This window comes from Pseudoalteromonas sp. MMG013 (assembly GCF_018100885.1).
GTDB lineage: Bacteria > Pseudomonadota > Gammaproteobacteria > Enterobacterales > Alteromonadaceae > Pseudoalteromonas > Pseudoalteromonas aurantia.
In genome coordinates this window covers 126,435-142,028 of the sequence record NZ_JAGJEE010000004.1, presented here as the reverse complement: position 1 = coordinate 142,028, position 15,594 = coordinate 126,435, and the positions used below count along the sequence as shown (strand labels likewise).

Sequence of the window (15,594 nt, the reverse complement as noted above, 5' to 3'; positions counted from 1 at the left end):
GTTATGTTGACACTTTTTAAATCACAACCATTATTAAGCGACTCAGAAGTTGAGTGGCTAATTGACACTTTTGTATGGGCATGTGAGCAGTTTGACGGCCAATATTTTATGACTGAAACCCAGATCATTGAGCCCACAGGCGCATTTTTTCCAGACCAAGTAACGAGTGTCGAACAGATGGCCAGTACTGTATTCAATCGAGTAAGCCATTATGCGGGCATGCAAGCATGGCCAATTAGTGTGGTTAACCCGCAACAACATATGCCGCAACAAAGTATGCCTATGTTTAGCTTTATTGATGAAATACGGGGTGAAAAAGCGAAATTAGTTAACCCCCCTGCACTGAATATGCAATTGTCTTATAACCCTAATCAGATCAATCAGCCACAAGATTTAGTTGCGAGCTTTGCTGGTTCGCTCGCCACGGTGATGATTTACCATCGAGGCGTGTTACCCCCAGGAGGTGAGGAGCAAATTGCCGCAGCAAGCGATGCGTTGGCTTGTTTTTTGGGGTTTGGTGTCATGATGAGTAATACGGTGTATCAGTTTAAGGGCGGATGTGGGTCATGTTATAATCCATATGCGAACCGCCAGGCAGCGTTGACTGAACCACAAACCGTTTTTATGCACGCGTTAATTTGTCATTTCAAACCTCAAGTTGATGGTAAAAAGCATTTGAAGCCTCACTTACGCAGCGTTTACAAAAAAGCACAAAAGCAGTTGAAATTGTATATTAATGACACGCCAAACCCAATATTGTTGGCCCTTGAGGAGCAGCGTCATGCTCGCCTATCTTGATGAGTTTTTGCTGATAGCGATAGCGCATTTTTTTGCGGTAGCAAGCCCAGGTCCTGATTTTGCACTTGTGTTAAAACAAAGCGTCCAGCAAGGGCGCGCAAATGCTTTATGGACTAGTGCTGGGGTCGCATTGGGAATTCTTGTACATGTTACTTACTGTCTATTTGGTGTTGCTATTTTATTAGCTCAGTCAGAGACTGCCTTTAACGTTTTAAAATATGTCGCGGGTGCGTATTTAGCGTATATGGGGCTGCAAGCATTGCAGGCGCAAGCCAATACTAACTCTGTTGCACAACCTCAGCATCCTACGCATATTGAATCTAACTTTATGGCATTACGCCGCGGTTTTTTAGTGAATGCATTAAATCCTAAAGCAACCTTATTTTTCTTATCTTTGTTTACGTTAGTTATTTCCGCAGATACACCCAGTTATGTGCAGGCGATATATGGTGGCTATATGGCCATAGCCACATGGCTGTGGTTTTCTTTCTTATCGGTCATGCTCACTAAAGATACTGTACGGGCATTTTTTCACAAAGCGGGTCATTGGTTTGATAGAGGAATAGGCGTGATTTTAATTGCACTGGCGATTAGAGTCGTTATTTAATGAGTACGCAATAATGGAAATAGCGACTTATTATAATTTTGCGTTTGGCTCAAATATGTCGAGTAAACGACTGCTTGCGCGCTTGCCGCAGGCCAAAAAAGTGGGTGTCGCACAGTTGTATGGTTTTGAACTTAATTTTTCAATGTTAAGTACAGATGGTTCCGCAAAATGCAATATTCACCGAACCCATTCTGAGCATAACGTAGTTTTTGGTGTGCTCTATGCCTTGAACGCGCAGGAACAATTGTTGCTTGATAATATTGAAGGGACTCGTTACGACCGAACTGAGATCTTGGTGGAGCTGATCTCAGGAGAAAAGGTGAGTGCATATTGTTACATTGCAAATACGTTTATTGCGGATCAGTTGCCATTTGATTGGTATGTTCAGCATGTGTATGCGGGCGCGTTGGAGCATGGCTTTCCGATATCTTATTTAGAGTGCATTCAGCAACAGCGTACTGTTGTTGATGTGCAAAAATGCCGTTCAGAGAATGAGCTGTCGATTTATAAAAATAAAGAAGTAAAAAATAATGAAACCTTTTAGAACGTTCGTCGCAACCGCTCTTCTGTTAGTGCAGAGCGAATTTGCAGAGGCGAAAAGTCAGGTAACAGTGAATGTTGCCGATGTCGATAAAGCTGTCCATGCTGCGATGGCGCAATTTGATATTCCAGGTATTGCGATTGCTGTCGTGGAAAATGATCAGGTCGTATTGTCAAAAGGCTATGGTGTCAGAGATATCGTTTCGGGCGCTAAAGTAGATGAGTATACACTGTTCGGTATAGCATCCAACTCTAAAGCATTTACTGCTGCTAGTATTGCTATGCTCATAGATGACGGAAAATTAAGTTGGGACGACAAAGTGACTCAACATTTACCCGAGTTTCGCCTGTACGATGAGTATGCAACAGCACATATGACTATCAGAGATTTATTAAGCCACCGTAGTGGATTGGGGCTAGGTGCTGGCGATTTGATGATTTGGCCTGATACGGATAAATCAGTGCAAGATATTATTCAAGGGTTACAGCATATTCCTCCAGCTTCCAGTTTTCGTAGTGAATATGCATATAACAATTTAATGTTTGTTGTTGCAGGTGAAGTGATCGCTCGAGTATCAGGTGTAAGTTGGCGTGAATTTGTTGAGCGGCGCATTTTTAAAACATTGGGCATGGAAGCATCGAAAGCGGGATTCTCACGTATCGAAAAGGATAATAAGAATTGGGCGACAGGTAATATCCCTGATAATGGTAAGCTAACGCCTTTTTTCGTCGACTATTTGCAAGACTTTCGTGGTGCCGGTGCAATTGCATCCAATGTAGATGATATGAGCAAGTGGTTGTTGACGCAATTAGCCGCTGGTAAAACACAACAAGGAGCGCAATTGTATAATGCCGAACATCAGGTGCAAATGTGGCATCCTCATATTATGAGGTTGCCAAAGCAGTCATCGTTTGATGCCTATCGTCAGCAGTTTCGAGGGTATGGTCTTGGCTGGGCTATCGAAGATTACTTTGGTTATAAAAAACTAGGTCATGGTGGTGGGATTTTAGGGATGGTATCACAAGTGGCGATGATCCCAGAGAAAAAACTAGGTGTAGTGGTGTTATCAAATCAACAAGCATATCCAGCACTGACAGCGATAATCCATGAAGTATTTGAAGATGCTTTGGGACGAACAGATAAAGATTGGGTTACATTATTAGCCACTGAATATAAGTTAGAAAAGACGAAGTTGTACGCGGAGGCTGGGGTTGTTTCGCCAGCGGTAAAGCAGGCGCCATTACCGCTGCAATATTATACTGGGACGCTCACGAGCCAGTGGTATGGAGATGTTATTGTCGAATCACTGGACGGTAAGTTGCGTATCGATTTTACACATACCAAAATGTTAAAAGGCCAATTAGAACATGTTTCAGGCAATCAGTTTGTTATTCGGTGGGATGAGCAGCGCCTTGAAGCTGATGCCTATATTTATTTTCAACTGAATAAAGAGCAGGCTGTCAGCCATGCCACAATGGAATTTGTGAATCCAGATATTTCGGATTTTAGCTTTGACTTTCACGATTTGAAGTTAATGGCGAAATAAACTCGGGTGATTACACCAAAGTCGCAAAGTCCGGTGCAGGCGGCTTTGCTACACTGCATGTTAAAATATGAGTTGCTATCAAACTACTTAAAAGGAGCTAACATGCGTACAGCTGTGATCAGTCACCCTTATTGCCGTAAACATAAGATGATAACTGAACATCCAGAATGTCCCGCTCGGTTAGATGCAATAGCTGATAGACTGTTGGCGTCAGGATTAGATATTGCTGTTGCACAAAAACAAGCACCTGCGGCAACGCTTGAACATATAGGCTTGGTGCATGATAGCGCGCTGATAAATAAAGTGTTGACGCAATTACCTACACAGGGTCTGAGTGAGTTAGATGGTGATACTTGGTTATGTCCGGATTCATTTAAAGCCATTGAGCGTGCTATTGGCGCAGGCCTCTTAGCTGTCGATGAAGTGTTGGCTGGTAATTTGGATGCCGCTTTTTGTAGTGTTCGCCCGCCAGGGCATCATGCTAACCAGCACACATCTGCTGGGTTTTGTGTATTTAACAATGTTGCCATAGCTGCTGCATATGCCAAACAACAGGGAGTAGAGCGGGTTGCGATTCTGGATATAGATGTTCATCACGGCAATGGCACACAAGATATTTTTAAAGCAGATCCAAATGTATTATTTTGCTCTTTGTTTCAATATCCTTTTTATCCAAATACAGCGATTGAAAATACAGATACAGTGTTAAATTCACCACTGCCAATTGCCAGTGATGGTGATGATTTACGTGCTTTATTCACTCAACAATGGTTACCGAAACTGATTGAATTCTCTCCTCAGCTCATTTTTATTAGCGCGGGTTTTGATGCACATTTAGAAGATGAGATGGGCAGTTTGAAGTTTATAGAGTCGGATTATCAATGGTTCACAGAGCAAGTAGTGCAATTTGTTAATGATAGTCATGCACTTGGTATCATCTCTTATCTAGAAGGTGGGTATGATTTGTCAGCATTGGGGCGCAGTGCTGTCACGCATATTAAAGCGTTGGTTAATGGTTGAGTCAAAATAGAGTGATTACGAAATACTTTTTAACAATGGGAAAGCCTGAGAGGGTGAAGTTAAAAGTATTTTTTCAACGCAGCACTGACCTTCGTTAATAAGTGATTGTTGCACCAGTCGGGTTAATGTATCTAGGTTGATTGGGCTAACTAGTTGCTGTGATAAATTATAACATTCGCCATTTTCGTATATCACAATTACATCTTTAAGTGTTTGTTTATCAATGTAATACAATGATATTTTCAAGCATTCTTCATTATTAATAAAGTCAATACTCACTGGAAAACATAATAATAAAGGGTAGGATTTTATTGTCATTTTTTGTTCTTAATCAAAGTATGAATGATGAGCAACATTATACTGGTTCGGATTGCTAAAAAGCGAGACTGAGCTTATGGAAACTGGTAACCGTCAATTACAAATTAAAGATATATTTTCTAATAGGTTACTCTCTTGTGGGCGAGACACACCTTTGGTTGATGCTGTAAAACTAATGAGAGTGGATAAAGTGAGTGCTATTTTTGTTACCGATAATGAGCGCATCGTTGGCATTTGGACGGAATCAGATAGTGTTAAATTGAATTTTGAGAATCCAACATTTTCTCTCACGCCGATAGGGGCATTGATGGCGTCGCCTGTACACGACATTCGCATCAATAAAACCTTAGGAGAGGCGACAATCAAGTTTCACCAATTAGGGATAAGGCATCTTTTGGTGAAAGATGAAGATAATCAGGCCATTGGTGCGGTGTCTTTATCTGATATTGTGCGTAATCAAGGCTTAGATCACTATTTACATTTTCGATCGATCGCAGATCATTTTGAACGAAAAATTAGCGTACTAAAAAGCGATGATTGTATATCTGTCGCCATCAATGCAATGAAAGAAAAGCGTGATACCGCGGTGTTAGTGTTTAACGAAACGTTAGCTGAATATGGCATTATTACGCAACGAGATATCGCCTATATGGTGTTAAATCCTGACTGGCGAATGGTCTGTTGGCAACTAGCAAGTTACCCAATGTACTCTGTGACACCGGAAGACAGCTTGTTTGATGCCTACCGGTTAATGACAGCTAAATCGATTCGGCACTTGGTTGTTAAAGATCCGAAAACAGAGTTAGTGATTGGATTGTTGGCACTCAAGAACGTTTTAACGGAAATTGAAACTGCTTATTGCAGTGAGCTTGAGAAGGTTTTAGCACAACGTGATGTTGCATTACAAAAATCAGAAAAGAACCTCTACTTAGCGAACCGCATCATTGATGCCTCATTAGATGGCATCATGATCACTCGATGTGATGGAGAGATCATTCAAGTAAACCCTGCATTTAGCATACTGACAGGTTATCAGGATTATGAAGTACTAGGTCAGAATCCGAGTTTGTTGAGTTCTGGGATACATGGTGCAGAGTATTACGAAAAAATGTGGATACAACTTCATGATAAAGGAGTTTGGCAAGGTGAAATCTGTAACCGGAAAAAAAATGGCGATGTATATGTTGAATGGCTAACAATCATTGAGATCAAAGAGCCTTATAGCGAAGATGTTTTATATGCGGCGATTTTTAGTGATATTACCGAGCGTAAAAATGCAGAAGAAAAAATAGCAAGGTTGGCGTATTTTGATGAACTAACGAGCTTACCAAATAGGCGTTTATTTCATGACCGCTTATCTATGGCCCTAGCCGGGGCACATCGAGATAAGCAAACGTTAGCGGTTATGTTTATTGATCTCGATCGTTTCAAAGAAGTAAATGATTCATTAGGGCACAGTGCTGGGGATCAATTATTGATCCAAGTCAGTGAACGCATAAAGAAAAAACTCAGAGAAGGGGATACTCTGGCACGTTTAGGGGGAGATGAGTTTGTTATTTTGCTCACAGAAGTGAGTGATATTGACAGTGTTGTTGAGTTTGCAAATAAGATTTTAGAACAGTTGAGTGTGCCATTTGAACTGGGGGAAATATGTGTTACGGCTACCGCATCTATCGGCGCTGCAATTTACCCTGAAGATGGGTTGGACAGTGAAGCGCTACTGAAACATGCTGATGTTGCTATGTACCGCTCAAAAGAAATTGGTCGAAATTCTTTTCAATTATATAGGGCCTCAATGAATGCACGTTCGTTGGAACGCTTATCAATGCTTAGCCGGTTCCAGAGCGGACTTGATAACGATGAATTTGAATTATATTTTCAACCATTGCAATGCTTAACAAGTAACAGGATCAGCAGTGTAGAGTGTTTACTTCGTTGGCATGATCCTAACTTGGGTATGATCTCACCAGCGCAGTTTATTCCGCTTGCCGAAGAGTTGGGCCTTATAATACAGTTGGATAAATGGGTGATTAATCGAGCGTGTGAGCAAATGGCGTTTTGGCGATATCAGGGGGTAGATATTCGACGTATTGCAATCAATGTTTCCGCGCAGCATTTGTGTCAAGGGGATCTTGCAATGACAGTTGCACATGCGCTAAATAAGCATAGTTTAAATGGTCGTTATGTGGAACTTGAGCTGACAGAGAGCAGCTTTATTAGTAACTTACATGATGCCAAAGCTGAATTAAAAAAACTGAAAAATTTGGGGGTATCAATTGCTTTAGATGACTTTGGAACAGGCTATTCGGCGTTAAGTTATCTGACCAAGCTACCAATAGATATCTTAAAAATTGATGCCAGCTTTATTGCAAAAATCCCCGATGAATATGGCAATAGTGAAATTGTAAGTGCGGTCATTGCGATGGCGAAAGCACTGAATTTACACGTTGTTGCAGAAGGAGTAGAAAAGCCAGAGCAACGTCAATTTCTACAAAAACTGGGTTGTCATACACTACAAGGTTTCTTGTTTTGTAAGCCTCTGGCTGCGACTAATTGGATTAATTTTTATAATTGCGCAAAGTTGACTTCATAAGAGGTGAACTTTCGAATATTGATCACCCCAGTGTCAAAGATTAAGTACTGTCCCTTGATCCCTTGTAATGTCCCACTGACCTCGGGGTTTTTGTCAAAGTTGAATGAGCTCACTTTTTTTGGGTATACGTCAACAGGAAATGAGAGGTCTACGACCTCTTCGTCGAGCAATTCAATGGCGGTTGCACCAAACAACTCGGCAAGTTCACTGAGTTTTTTCTGGATTTGTGGAATTAACTGTTCCGCTGCAGCTTTGAGATCGGCATCAACACTAATGCCTTTGAGCATGTTGCGCCAATTTGTTTTGTCCGCAATGAACTCTGCAAGTGCAACTTCTACCAGTCCTGACTGTAATCGGGTTTGTACTTTAAAAATAGGGAGAGCTTGTGTTGCGCCTTGATCTATCCAACGGGTAGGGATCTGGGTGTGTCGAGTAATACCCACTTTTAAACCTGATGTGTTGGCCAAATATACATAGTGAGGAGTAAAACAATTGTTTTCGCCCCACTCAGGCTCTCGGCAGGTTCCCTGATCATAATGACAAGTTTCAGGCTTCATGATACACATGTCACAACTTGCGAGCTTTTTCATACATACAAAGCAATGCCCCTGAGAATAGCTCTTTTTGGTTTTTTTACCGCAGTTGCTACAAAATATATTGCCTGTGTGGGTTAATGTAATATGCTTGCCGATAAACGGGTTAAGATCTATTAGTGCATCACCAACAGGTAATTGATACTGAATAGGATCAGTGAGTTGTGCTTTTAACTTACTCAAGGTACCTTGCATCTTTACGCCCCTAAAGATGTTATAAAAAAGCAATATTATCAAAGCGCAGGAGGGAGGGCCAACTTTCAGTTCGTTATTTATCGGAGCCAGTGTGAAAATGCATTAGCTAACATCTTCACACTTTTATATATCAATATTTTGCAGCTTCATCAGGATTAGGTAATGAAGATTGAATAAACTCGCGCAATTCTTGATTTGATTTTTTAAGGTCGGCACGGCGTAAGTACATCATATGCCCTGAACGATACCCTTTAAAACTTAATCTATCCCGCATTTTTCCACTGGGGTCTAGCTGCCAAAGAGTGTATTTAGCATCAAAATAATTAGTAGCGCCATCATAATAGCCAGCTTGAATCATCACATTCAAGTAAGGGTTTTGAGCCATAGCCAATCTAAGTTGTTCACCTGTTTCATTATTACTGCGATCCCAAGGGGAGACATCTCCAAACATATTATATTTAACATCAGTTTTATAATTGAGCTCTTCTCTTAAGTAATAATTAATGGCTGGTGTAAATGAATGCAACCACGATGTCAGCTCTGGCCAATAGTCTGGACTGTCGCCAGCATCTCGTTTATCAATACCTAAATAGCGCGAATCTAATCGGCCTAAGGTAAATCCTTTGCTTCTTAATAACTCTTTCCAAAAAGCGTCAGTGGGGATGTCTAGGTTATTTTGTGCTACGAACTTTTCAGATAGGCCACTGTATTTGGCTACTTGTACAATGGTGCTTGCTTTCTCTTTGGTACTAATAAAAGCGCCTTTGGCCAAAGCTGGTAAATATTGATCAATAGTATAAGTCTCTACCTCAGCTAATACTTCTAATAAATCTTTATTTTGTAAGCTGGGCTCCAATGCTTTGTGATACCACGCGGCTGCGGCAAAATACGGCAGGCGGTTAGCGGCTTTCATGGGACCTTCGCGTTTGATGCCAATGTCAGTTGGTGATACTAAAACGACTCCATTAATATACATCCATTGTTGATTTTGTAATGCATGAGCTAACCCAGAAACACGGGTTGTGCCATAGCTTTCACCAATGAGAAATTTAGGTGAGCGAAAACGATTATGACGAGTGACAAAGGTGTTCAACCATTCACTGAGGTATTTAATGTCAGCATTGACCCCAAAAAACCATTTTTTCTGGTCCGCTTTGCTGGGCATTGTGCCATCTTTATTGGGTAGTACGCGAGAGTATCCGGTGTTGACTGGATTTACGAACACAATATCTGCAACATCCAGCACTGAAAAAGGGTTGTCTTGTAAGCCATATGGCTGCACTGGGTACCCTTCATTATCTATTTTTAGAACTCTTGGCCCTGTATAAGCTATGTGCATCCAAACAGATGCAGAGCCCGGCCCGCCGTTGAATGAAATTAATAGCGGGCGTTTACTGTCATCTTTTACTTTGTCTTTTTTATAGTAGGTATAATGTAATGTTGCAATGGGATGACCTTGCGTATTCCACACTGGCTGGGTGCCAGTATTAACCGTATAATTTATTTTTTGATTATTAATAGTCGCTTTATGTTTAGTAATAATATGGCTATCAACATCAATAGCTCTGCTATTTTCAGTGGCTGATGCCACTGTGCTAATAAAGGTGACGATAAGCACCAATGCTTTAATGAGTTTCATATCAGTCCTACTTTTCACAATTGATCTATTAAATAAGGTTTGGGCCATTATTGCAAAGGATTTGAGTTTAATGGTGTGCTCAATGAGATTGTTGTAAGTAATAAAATAAGACTAGTTAAAAATGCTCAATTGATTGTAGTTTGTAACGTATTTGTGGTTTTTTTTGTAACAAAAATCGCGTATATTTACGACTTAATTATGTCGTATTAAAGTATTTATTTTCTTAAATTCTTGATCCGTTAAGTTTCTCTTAGTAGTAATAGAGCCTCATTCCCATGCAAAGAGTGTTAATTGTTGAAGACAGTAAAGTGGTGCAGCAAGTTCTGCGTCATTTGGCCAGCCTATATTTAGAGGTTGAGATAGATTTTGCTTGGTCTTTAAAAGAAAGCCAAGAATATTTAAACCAACATCAATATACATTGGCGTTAGTGGATCTCACATTACCAGATGCGATGGATGGAGAGGTTGTTCAACTGACATTAAGACAAAATGTACCTACCGTGGTTTTAACTTCTAAAATTGACGAATATAGTCGCCAACAAATGCTAGAGCTGGGTGTGGTTGATTATGTAATCAAAGATAACCGAGACTCATACCTTTACGCCGTTAAACTGGTTTCGCGCTTGTTACGTAATCAAGGATGCAAGGCGCTGGTCGCAGATGATTCAATGATCAGCCGGGCAGTTATGAGGCAGATGCTGGAAAAGCAACTGTTTACTGTACTCGAAGCACAAGATGGTGAGCAAGCTTTGCATATGCTTAAAGAAGACTATGACATTAAGTTACTGCTTACGGATTATGCGATGCCAACGATGGATGGTTTTGAATTAGTGAAAGCTATTCGTAATAGTCGTGGACGTGATGAATTGGCCATAATCGGTTTATCAGGTGCGGGCAGTCATGGTCTCTCGGCTAAATTTATTAAATTTGGTGCTAATGATTTCTTAGCAAAACCTTTTATGAATGAAGAGTTTCATTGCCGCATTATGCAAACAATGGAGCAGCTAAATTTAATTGCTGAGATAAAAGAATATGCACACCGTGATTATTTAACAGGGCTTTATAACCGTCGGTTCTTTTGTCAACAAGCGGAAAAGTTATTTAAATCTAAACCTGAGCAATATATTTTAGCGTTACTTGATTTAGACTTATTTAAAAGCATTAATGATAAATATGGTCATGAGGGCGGAGATTCAGTTTTAACTCAAGTTGCAGACTTATTAAAAAGTGCATTTAACCATTGTACGGTGGCGCGAATTGGTGGCGAGGAGTTTGCTGTTGTTTTACCTGGGAATAATATGCAAGTTGCAGAGCAAGCGATGAATGATTTTCGTCATAGGTTGGCAAAAACAGAGTTTGACATTAATGATGAAGCCCTATTTTGTACTGTCAGTATAGGTTTGGCTTTTTGTAATTATGGCTCATTAAGCCAAATCATGCGTGCTGCGGATAAAGCGTTGTATCAAGCTAAGGCCCAGCAGCGTAATTGTGTTGTAGTGAACAGTTAATCTGTACGCACCAGTTCAGCCCAGCTATCTTAATAATGCACCTTATTGGTGCATTTTTTATGCAATTCATATTCCCTCGATAGTTAACTTAATGAAATAAAAAACAAAAAATTATTGGCATAAAGGTTGGATTGTTGTCACTACAGGATAAGCCTGTCCTAAGGGGACTAACAATGAAAATGATAAGTGCAATAATAAAACCATTTAAGTTGGATGAAGTACGAGAAGCGCTGGCAGATCTGGGGGTAGAAGGGATGACTGTCATTGATGTAAAAGGCTTTGGCCGACAGCGAGGACATACTGAGCTCTATCGAGGTGCTGAATATCAGGTTGATTTTATTCCTAAAATTAAACTAGAGATTGCAACACACAGCGAAAATACACAACGTGTTGTTGATGTACTTACACGGGCTGCTCATACAGGAAAAATAGGTGATGGAAAAATATTTGTATACGAACTAGATCAGATTGTGCGGATCCGTACTGGTGAATTAGACGAAGAAGCTATTTGAGGACCAAACTATGGAAAACGCAATTATAGAACTTAAATTTTCGCTAAATACATTTTACTTTTTAATTTCAGGGGTACTGGTGATGTGGATGGCTGCTGGCTTTGCCATGCTCGAAGCTGGCTTAGTCCGCTCTAAGAACACCACAGAGATCTTGACCAAGAATATTGCATTATATGCCATAGCATGCACCATGTTTTTATTGGTTGGGTACAATATTATGTATGTCGGTAACACGGAGGGTGGGGTAGTGCCTAGCTTTGGTGCTTTAATTGGTGCTGCGAGCGCTGAAGCAGATCATGCTTTAGAGGCCGACTTCTTTTTTCAGGTGGTGTTTGTTGCGACCGCGATGTCTATCGTATCGGGTGCTGTTGCTGAACGTATGAAACTATGGGCATTTCTTGCATTTACGGTGGTGCTGACAGGCTTTATCTATCCTGTTGAAGGCTATTGGACTTGGGGGGGAGGGTTTTTATCTAACTTAGGGTTCGTAGACTTTGCTGGCTCGGCTATTGTTCATGGAGCCGGAGCAGCAGCTGCATTAGCGGGTGTATTATTGTTAGGCGCAAGAAAAGGTAAATATGGTAAAAACGGTGAGATTTACCCTATACCGGGTTCAAATATGCCACTAGCAACATTGGGTACCTTTATTTTATGGATGGGTTGGTTTGGTTTTAATGGTGGCTCACAGTTATTCATCGCAGATAAAAGTAATGCGATTGCGGTCAGCCAAATTTTGCTTAATACAAATGCAGCTGCTGCAACTGGCGCGATTGCAGCACTTCTAGTGTGTAAGGCATTATGGCGAAAAGCGGACCTAACGATGGTGTTAAATGGTGCCTTAGCAGGTTTGGTTGTTATTACCGCCGAACCAGCATCGCCGACCCCTTTACAGGCTTGTTTGTTAGGCGCATTGGGTGGTTCATTAGTGGTATTCAGTATTGTGTTTTTAGATAAAGCAAAAGTAGATGACCCTGTTGGTGCAATATCAGTTCATGGTACATGTGGCATGTTAGGTGTTATGTTAGTTCCTCTTTCTAATTCAGATGCGACGTTTGGAATTCAGTTTATTGGCTTAATAAGTATTTTAGGGTTTGTATTTATTGTGTCGTATTTAGTATGGGCTTTACTAAAGAACACGATAGGAATTCGTGTTGGAGAGGAAGAAGAAATCAATGGAATGGATCAGCATGACTGTGGTATTGACGCCTACCCAGAGTTTGTGAGTGTTCGCTCACAGTAACTTGCATCACGATATCTCAAGATAACGGGCTTTATAGGCCCGTAGTATCTTTCAGGTCAGGTTAATCTGAGGTACTCTAGGCTTATCCACTATTTAACGCTCCCTCTAGTACGGTAGGCATGGCAGAAAAAAGCACGGGTTCTAAAAAAAGCACTGATAAAACAGTTAAATCACCCAGTAAAAGAAACGTAAAAACGACAAAAGCAAAGCCTCGAAAAAAAGCGGCAAAAATGCCCTCTAAACACTCAACATTACAGCGTATTAAACAGCGCATTCTGAAAACAATCTGGAATCTATTTTGGAAAGGCAGTTTGGCGTGTATTGTGATGGTTGCGTTTTATGTCGTCTATTTAGATGCCAAGATTACACGTCAGTTCGAGGGGAACAAATGGCAATTGCCGGTGCAGGTTTATGCGCGTTCAATGACGTTTTATCCCGACCAATACTTATCAGAGGACGAAGTTTTATGGGAATTAAAGCGCCTTAACTATTCGCATGTTAATCGACTCAATCGAACTGGGCAGTATGTGCAACAAGGCCGCACGATTAAAGTACATCGACGAACGTTTAACTTTCATGATGGTGCTGAGCAAGCACAAATATTTACTTTAAACTTTGCAGGTAAAAAGCTTGCGAGTATTGTTGGTCAAGATGGTCGTAGAGTGAAATCGGCCAGATTAGAGCCTGTTCAAATAGCACGCATTGGTAATGAAAGTAATCAAGATCGAGAGTTTGTTCCTTTAGATAAGTTCCCAAATATATTGAAGCAAGCATTACTTGTAGTCGAAGACCGAGACTTTTATGAGCATCACGGTGTGTCATTGTGGTCTATTATGCGGGCATTTTATACCAATATTAAAGTTGGCCGGACGGTACAAGGGGGCAGTACGTTAACGCAGCAGTTAGCTAAAAATTTTTACTTAACTCGAGAGCGCTCGATAGTCCGCAAAATCAATGAGGCTTTTATTGCGCTGATCTTAGATTATCGCTACAGCAAAGATGAAATTTTAGAGGCGTATTTAAATGAAGTATATTTAGGTCAAGCATATAACCAAGGCGTTCATGGTATGGGGTTGGCGGCGGAGTTTTACTTTGCTAAACCAGTAGATGAACTTGAGTTTGATCAAATAGCCTTATTGATTGCGATGGTGAAAGGACCTTCATATTATAATCCAAGACGTTACCCTGAAAGGGTTCGAGAACGTAGAGATTTAGTGCTGCGTTTGCTGGTTGAATCAGGCCATATCACGACAAATGAATTTCGAGCGGCACTCGCCAGGCCAATAAAGATTCAATCGTTAAAAAATAGTTTGCACAAAAGCTACCCTGGTTATTTAGAGTTAGTGGATCGAGAGCTCAAAAGGTTACTTCCAAACCAAGAAATTATTCATGCTGGAGTGCGGATCTTTACTTATTTTGATCTACAAAAACAAACCGCAATGGAAGATGCTATTCGTGAAGGTTTGCCTTATTTAGAGCGACGTTTTAAAACAAAGCAACTTGAAACGGCTATGGTGGCAGTTAATGTTGAGAAGGGCGGTGTATCTGCTCTTGCTGCGGGTCGAGACGTGCGTTTTAGTGGCTTTAATCGGGTTTTAGACACTAAACGAAATATTGGTTCGCTGGTGAAGCCTGCTGTCTACTTAACGGCATTAGAACAACCCCAGTACAATTTAGGCACCTTATTAGAGGATGCGCCATTACAAGTCACAGATGAAGCCGGGGATACGTGGACACCTGAGAATTTCGATCATAAATTTCGTGGTAGTATGCCGCTGTTTAGGGCATTTAGTCGAAGTATCAATATTCCCGTTGTTAATTTAGGACTTGATATTGGCGTTCATAATGTGGCGAACTCACTTACAAAACTCGGCTTTGAAGGTCATGTTAGCCGGTATCCGTCTTTGCTATTGGGTGCCCTAGAGTTATCAAGCTTTGATGTAGCACAAATATATAGCACGCTTGCCCGTAATGGCGAATATAGCAAGTTAACCAGTATCTCGGCGATGACGAATGCATTAGGTAAAGTGATTTATGAACATCAAGTAGATGCCGAGAAACGTTTTTCTGATGATGCGAGTTATATGACGAAGTATGGTCTGAAGAGAGTGACAAAAGATGGCACGGCTCGACGCCTCAACGCGCATTTCCCTTCCATTCAACTTGCAGGGAAAACAGGTACAAGCAATGACTTGCGAGACAGTTGGTTTGCTGGATTTGACCATAATACAGTGACAGTGACGTGGTTAGGCCGAGATGATAACCGACCAACGGGTTTAACGGGAGCCAGTGGTGCACTTGAATTGTATATACGTTATTTAAAACCGCTTAACCCACAGGCCATTGCTGACAATCGACCAAGTGATATACGTTGGGCTTTTGTCAATGAAAAGACAGGGAAACAAGCACCGCCAAGTTGTGGGAAAGTCATTCAGTTACCGGTGCGAGTGAGTGAATTTGAGCCAAGACCTAAGTGTTAGCTCT

Annotated in this window: 13 protein-coding genes; 10 read left to right on the top strand and 3 right to left on the bottom strand. The window is 40.9% G+C overall.

The annotated features are described in order from the left end of the window. Positions 1 to 3: 3 nt before the first annotated feature. From J8L98_RS05730 to J8L98_RS05710, 5 genes are all read left to right on the top strand, one after another. Entirely contained in the window at positions 4 to 798 is a 795-nt protein-coding gene (locus J8L98_RS05730; protein ID WP_192508792.1) for a hypothetical protein, read from the top strand. After that, positions 782 to 1,405, top strand: a complete 624-nt coding sequence (locus J8L98_RS05725) for a LysE family transporter (protein WP_210995686.1) — start codon at positions 782 to 784, stop codon at positions 1,403 to 1,405. Before J8L98_RS05730 ends, J8L98_RS05725 begins: the two co-directional genes overlap by 17 nt. Before the next feature lie 13 nt (positions 1,406 to 1,418). Further along, positions 1,419 to 1,949, top strand: coding sequence for a gamma-glutamylcyclotransferase family protein (locus J8L98_RS05720; RefSeq protein WP_210995685.1), 531 nt, complete (start codon positions 1,419 to 1,421; stop codon positions 1,947 to 1,949). After that, positions 1,936 to 3,492: a serine hydrolase gene (locus tag J8L98_RS05715; RefSeq protein WP_210995684.1), complete on the top strand. Its 1,557-nt coding sequence runs from the start codon at positions 1,936 to 1,938 to the stop codon at positions 3,490 to 3,492. Before J8L98_RS05720 ends, J8L98_RS05715 begins: the two co-directional genes overlap by 14 nt. 102 nt (positions 3,493 to 3,594) lie before the next feature. Beyond that, a complete protein-coding gene (locus J8L98_RS05710) occupies positions 3,595 to 4,512 on the top strand; it encodes a histone deacetylase family protein (protein WP_210995683.1) in 918 nt (305 codons plus the stop codon). Between the two features lie 15 nt (positions 4,513 to 4,527). Here the strand turns inward: J8L98_RS05710 and J8L98_RS05705 are convergent, their stop codons facing one another. After that, a complete protein-coding gene (locus tag J8L98_RS05705; protein WP_210995682.1) occupies positions 4,528 to 4,830 on the bottom strand; it encodes a hypothetical protein in 303 nt (100 codons plus the stop codon). Positions 4,831 to 4,906: 76 nt separating this feature from the next. Here J8L98_RS05705 and J8L98_RS05700 point away from each other — a divergent pair, with 76 nt between their 5' ends. After that, the gene (locus J8L98_RS05700) at positions 4,907 to 7,423 is read left to right on the top strand and encodes an EAL domain-containing protein (protein ID WP_210995681.1); all 2,517 of its coding nucleotides are present in this window, start codon (positions 4,907 to 4,909) and stop codon (positions 7,421 to 7,423) included. Here J8L98_RS05700 and J8L98_RS05695 read toward each other — a convergent pair. Together J8L98_RS05695 and J8L98_RS05690 are read right to left on the bottom strand one after the other, a co-directional pair. Then, on the bottom strand, positions 7,396 to 8,211 hold the full coding sequence (locus tag J8L98_RS05695) for a DUF2797 domain-containing protein (protein WP_192508785.1): 816 nt from the start codon (positions 8,209 to 8,211) through the stop codon (positions 7,396 to 7,398). The genes J8L98_RS05700 and J8L98_RS05695 overlap by 28 nt on opposite strands. 130 nt (positions 8,212 to 8,341) lie before the next feature. Then, a complete protein-coding gene (locus J8L98_RS05690) occupies positions 8,342 to 9,850 on the bottom strand; it encodes a carboxypeptidase (RefSeq protein WP_210995680.1) in 1,509 nt (502 codons plus the stop codon). A gap of 275 nt (positions 9,851 to 10,125) precedes the next feature. On the opposite strand from J8L98_RS05690, the gene J8L98_RS05685 reads away from it, so the two are divergent. From J8L98_RS05685 to mrcB, 4 genes are all read left to right on the top strand, one after another. Further along, positions 10,126 to 11,358: a diguanylate cyclase gene (locus J8L98_RS05685; protein WP_210995679.1), complete on the top strand. Its 1,233-nt coding sequence runs from the start codon at positions 10,126 to 10,128 to the stop codon at positions 11,356 to 11,358. A 173-nt stretch (positions 11,359 to 11,531) separates the two neighbouring features. Continuing rightward, positions 11,532 to 11,870: a P-II family nitrogen regulator gene (locus J8L98_RS05680; RefSeq protein ID WP_192508782.1), complete on the top strand. Its 339-nt coding sequence runs from the start codon at positions 11,532 to 11,534 to the stop codon at positions 11,868 to 11,870. Between the two features lie 10 nt (positions 11,871 to 11,880). Then, the gene (locus tag J8L98_RS05675) at positions 11,881 to 13,110 is read left to right on the top strand and encodes an ammonium transporter (protein ID WP_210995678.1); all 1,230 of its coding nucleotides are present in this window, start codon (positions 11,881 to 11,883) and stop codon (positions 13,108 to 13,110) included. Positions 13,111 to 13,229: 119 nt separating this feature from the next. After that, on the top strand, positions 13,230 to 15,590 hold the full coding sequence (gene mrcB / locus J8L98_RS05670; protein ID WP_210995677.1) for a penicillin-binding protein 1B: 2,361 nt from the start codon (positions 13,230 to 13,232) through the stop codon (positions 15,588 to 15,590). The last annotated feature ends 4 nt before the right edge of the window (positions 15,591 to 15,594 follow it).

Excerpts from the sequence above, each read along its gene's own strand:
- J8L98_RS05730 (WP_192508792.1), top strand. The coding sequence starts at position 4 with ATGTTGACACTTTTTAAATCACAACCATTATTAAGCGACTCAGAAGTT.
- J8L98_RS05725 (WP_210995686.1), top strand. The coding sequence starts at position 782 with ATGCTCGCCTATCTTGATGAGTTTTTGCTGATAGCGATAGCGCATTTT.
- J8L98_RS05720 (WP_210995685.1), top strand. The coding sequence starts at position 1,419 with ATGGAAATAGCGACTTATTATAATTTTGCGTTTGGCTCAAATATGTCG.
- J8L98_RS05715 (WP_210995684.1), top strand. The coding sequence starts at position 1,936 with ATGAAACCTTTTAGAACGTTCGTCGCAACCGCTCTTCTGTTAGTGCAG.
- J8L98_RS05710 (WP_210995683.1), top strand. The coding sequence starts at position 3,595 with ATGCGTACAGCTGTGATCAGTCACCCTTATTGCCGTAAACATAAGATG.
- J8L98_RS05705 (WP_210995682.1), bottom strand. The coding sequence starts at position 4,830 with ATGACAATAAAATCCTACCCTTTATTATTATGTTTTCCAGTGAGTATT.
- J8L98_RS05700 (WP_210995681.1), top strand. The coding sequence starts at position 4,907 with ATGGAAACTGGTAACCGTCAATTACAAATTAAAGATATATTTTCTAAT.
- J8L98_RS05695 (WP_192508785.1), bottom strand. The coding sequence starts at position 8,211 with ATGCAAGGTACCTTGAGTAAGTTAAAAGCACAACTCACTGATCCTATT.
- J8L98_RS05690 (WP_210995680.1), bottom strand. The coding sequence starts at position 9,850 with ATGAAACTCATTAAAGCATTGGTGCTTATCGTCACCTTTATTAGCACA.
- J8L98_RS05685 (WP_210995679.1), top strand. The coding sequence starts at position 10,126 with ATGCAAAGAGTGTTAATTGTTGAAGACAGTAAAGTGGTGCAGCAAGTT.
- J8L98_RS05680 (WP_192508782.1), top strand. The coding sequence starts at position 11,532 with ATGAAAATGATAAGTGCAATAATAAAACCATTTAAGTTGGATGAAGTA.
- J8L98_RS05675 (WP_210995678.1), top strand. The coding sequence starts at position 11,881 with ATGGAAAACGCAATTATAGAACTTAAATTTTCGCTAAATACATTTTAC.
- mrcB (WP_210995677.1), top strand. The coding sequence starts at position 13,230 with ATGGCAGAAAAAAGCACGGGTTCTAAAAAAAGCACTGATAAAACAGTT.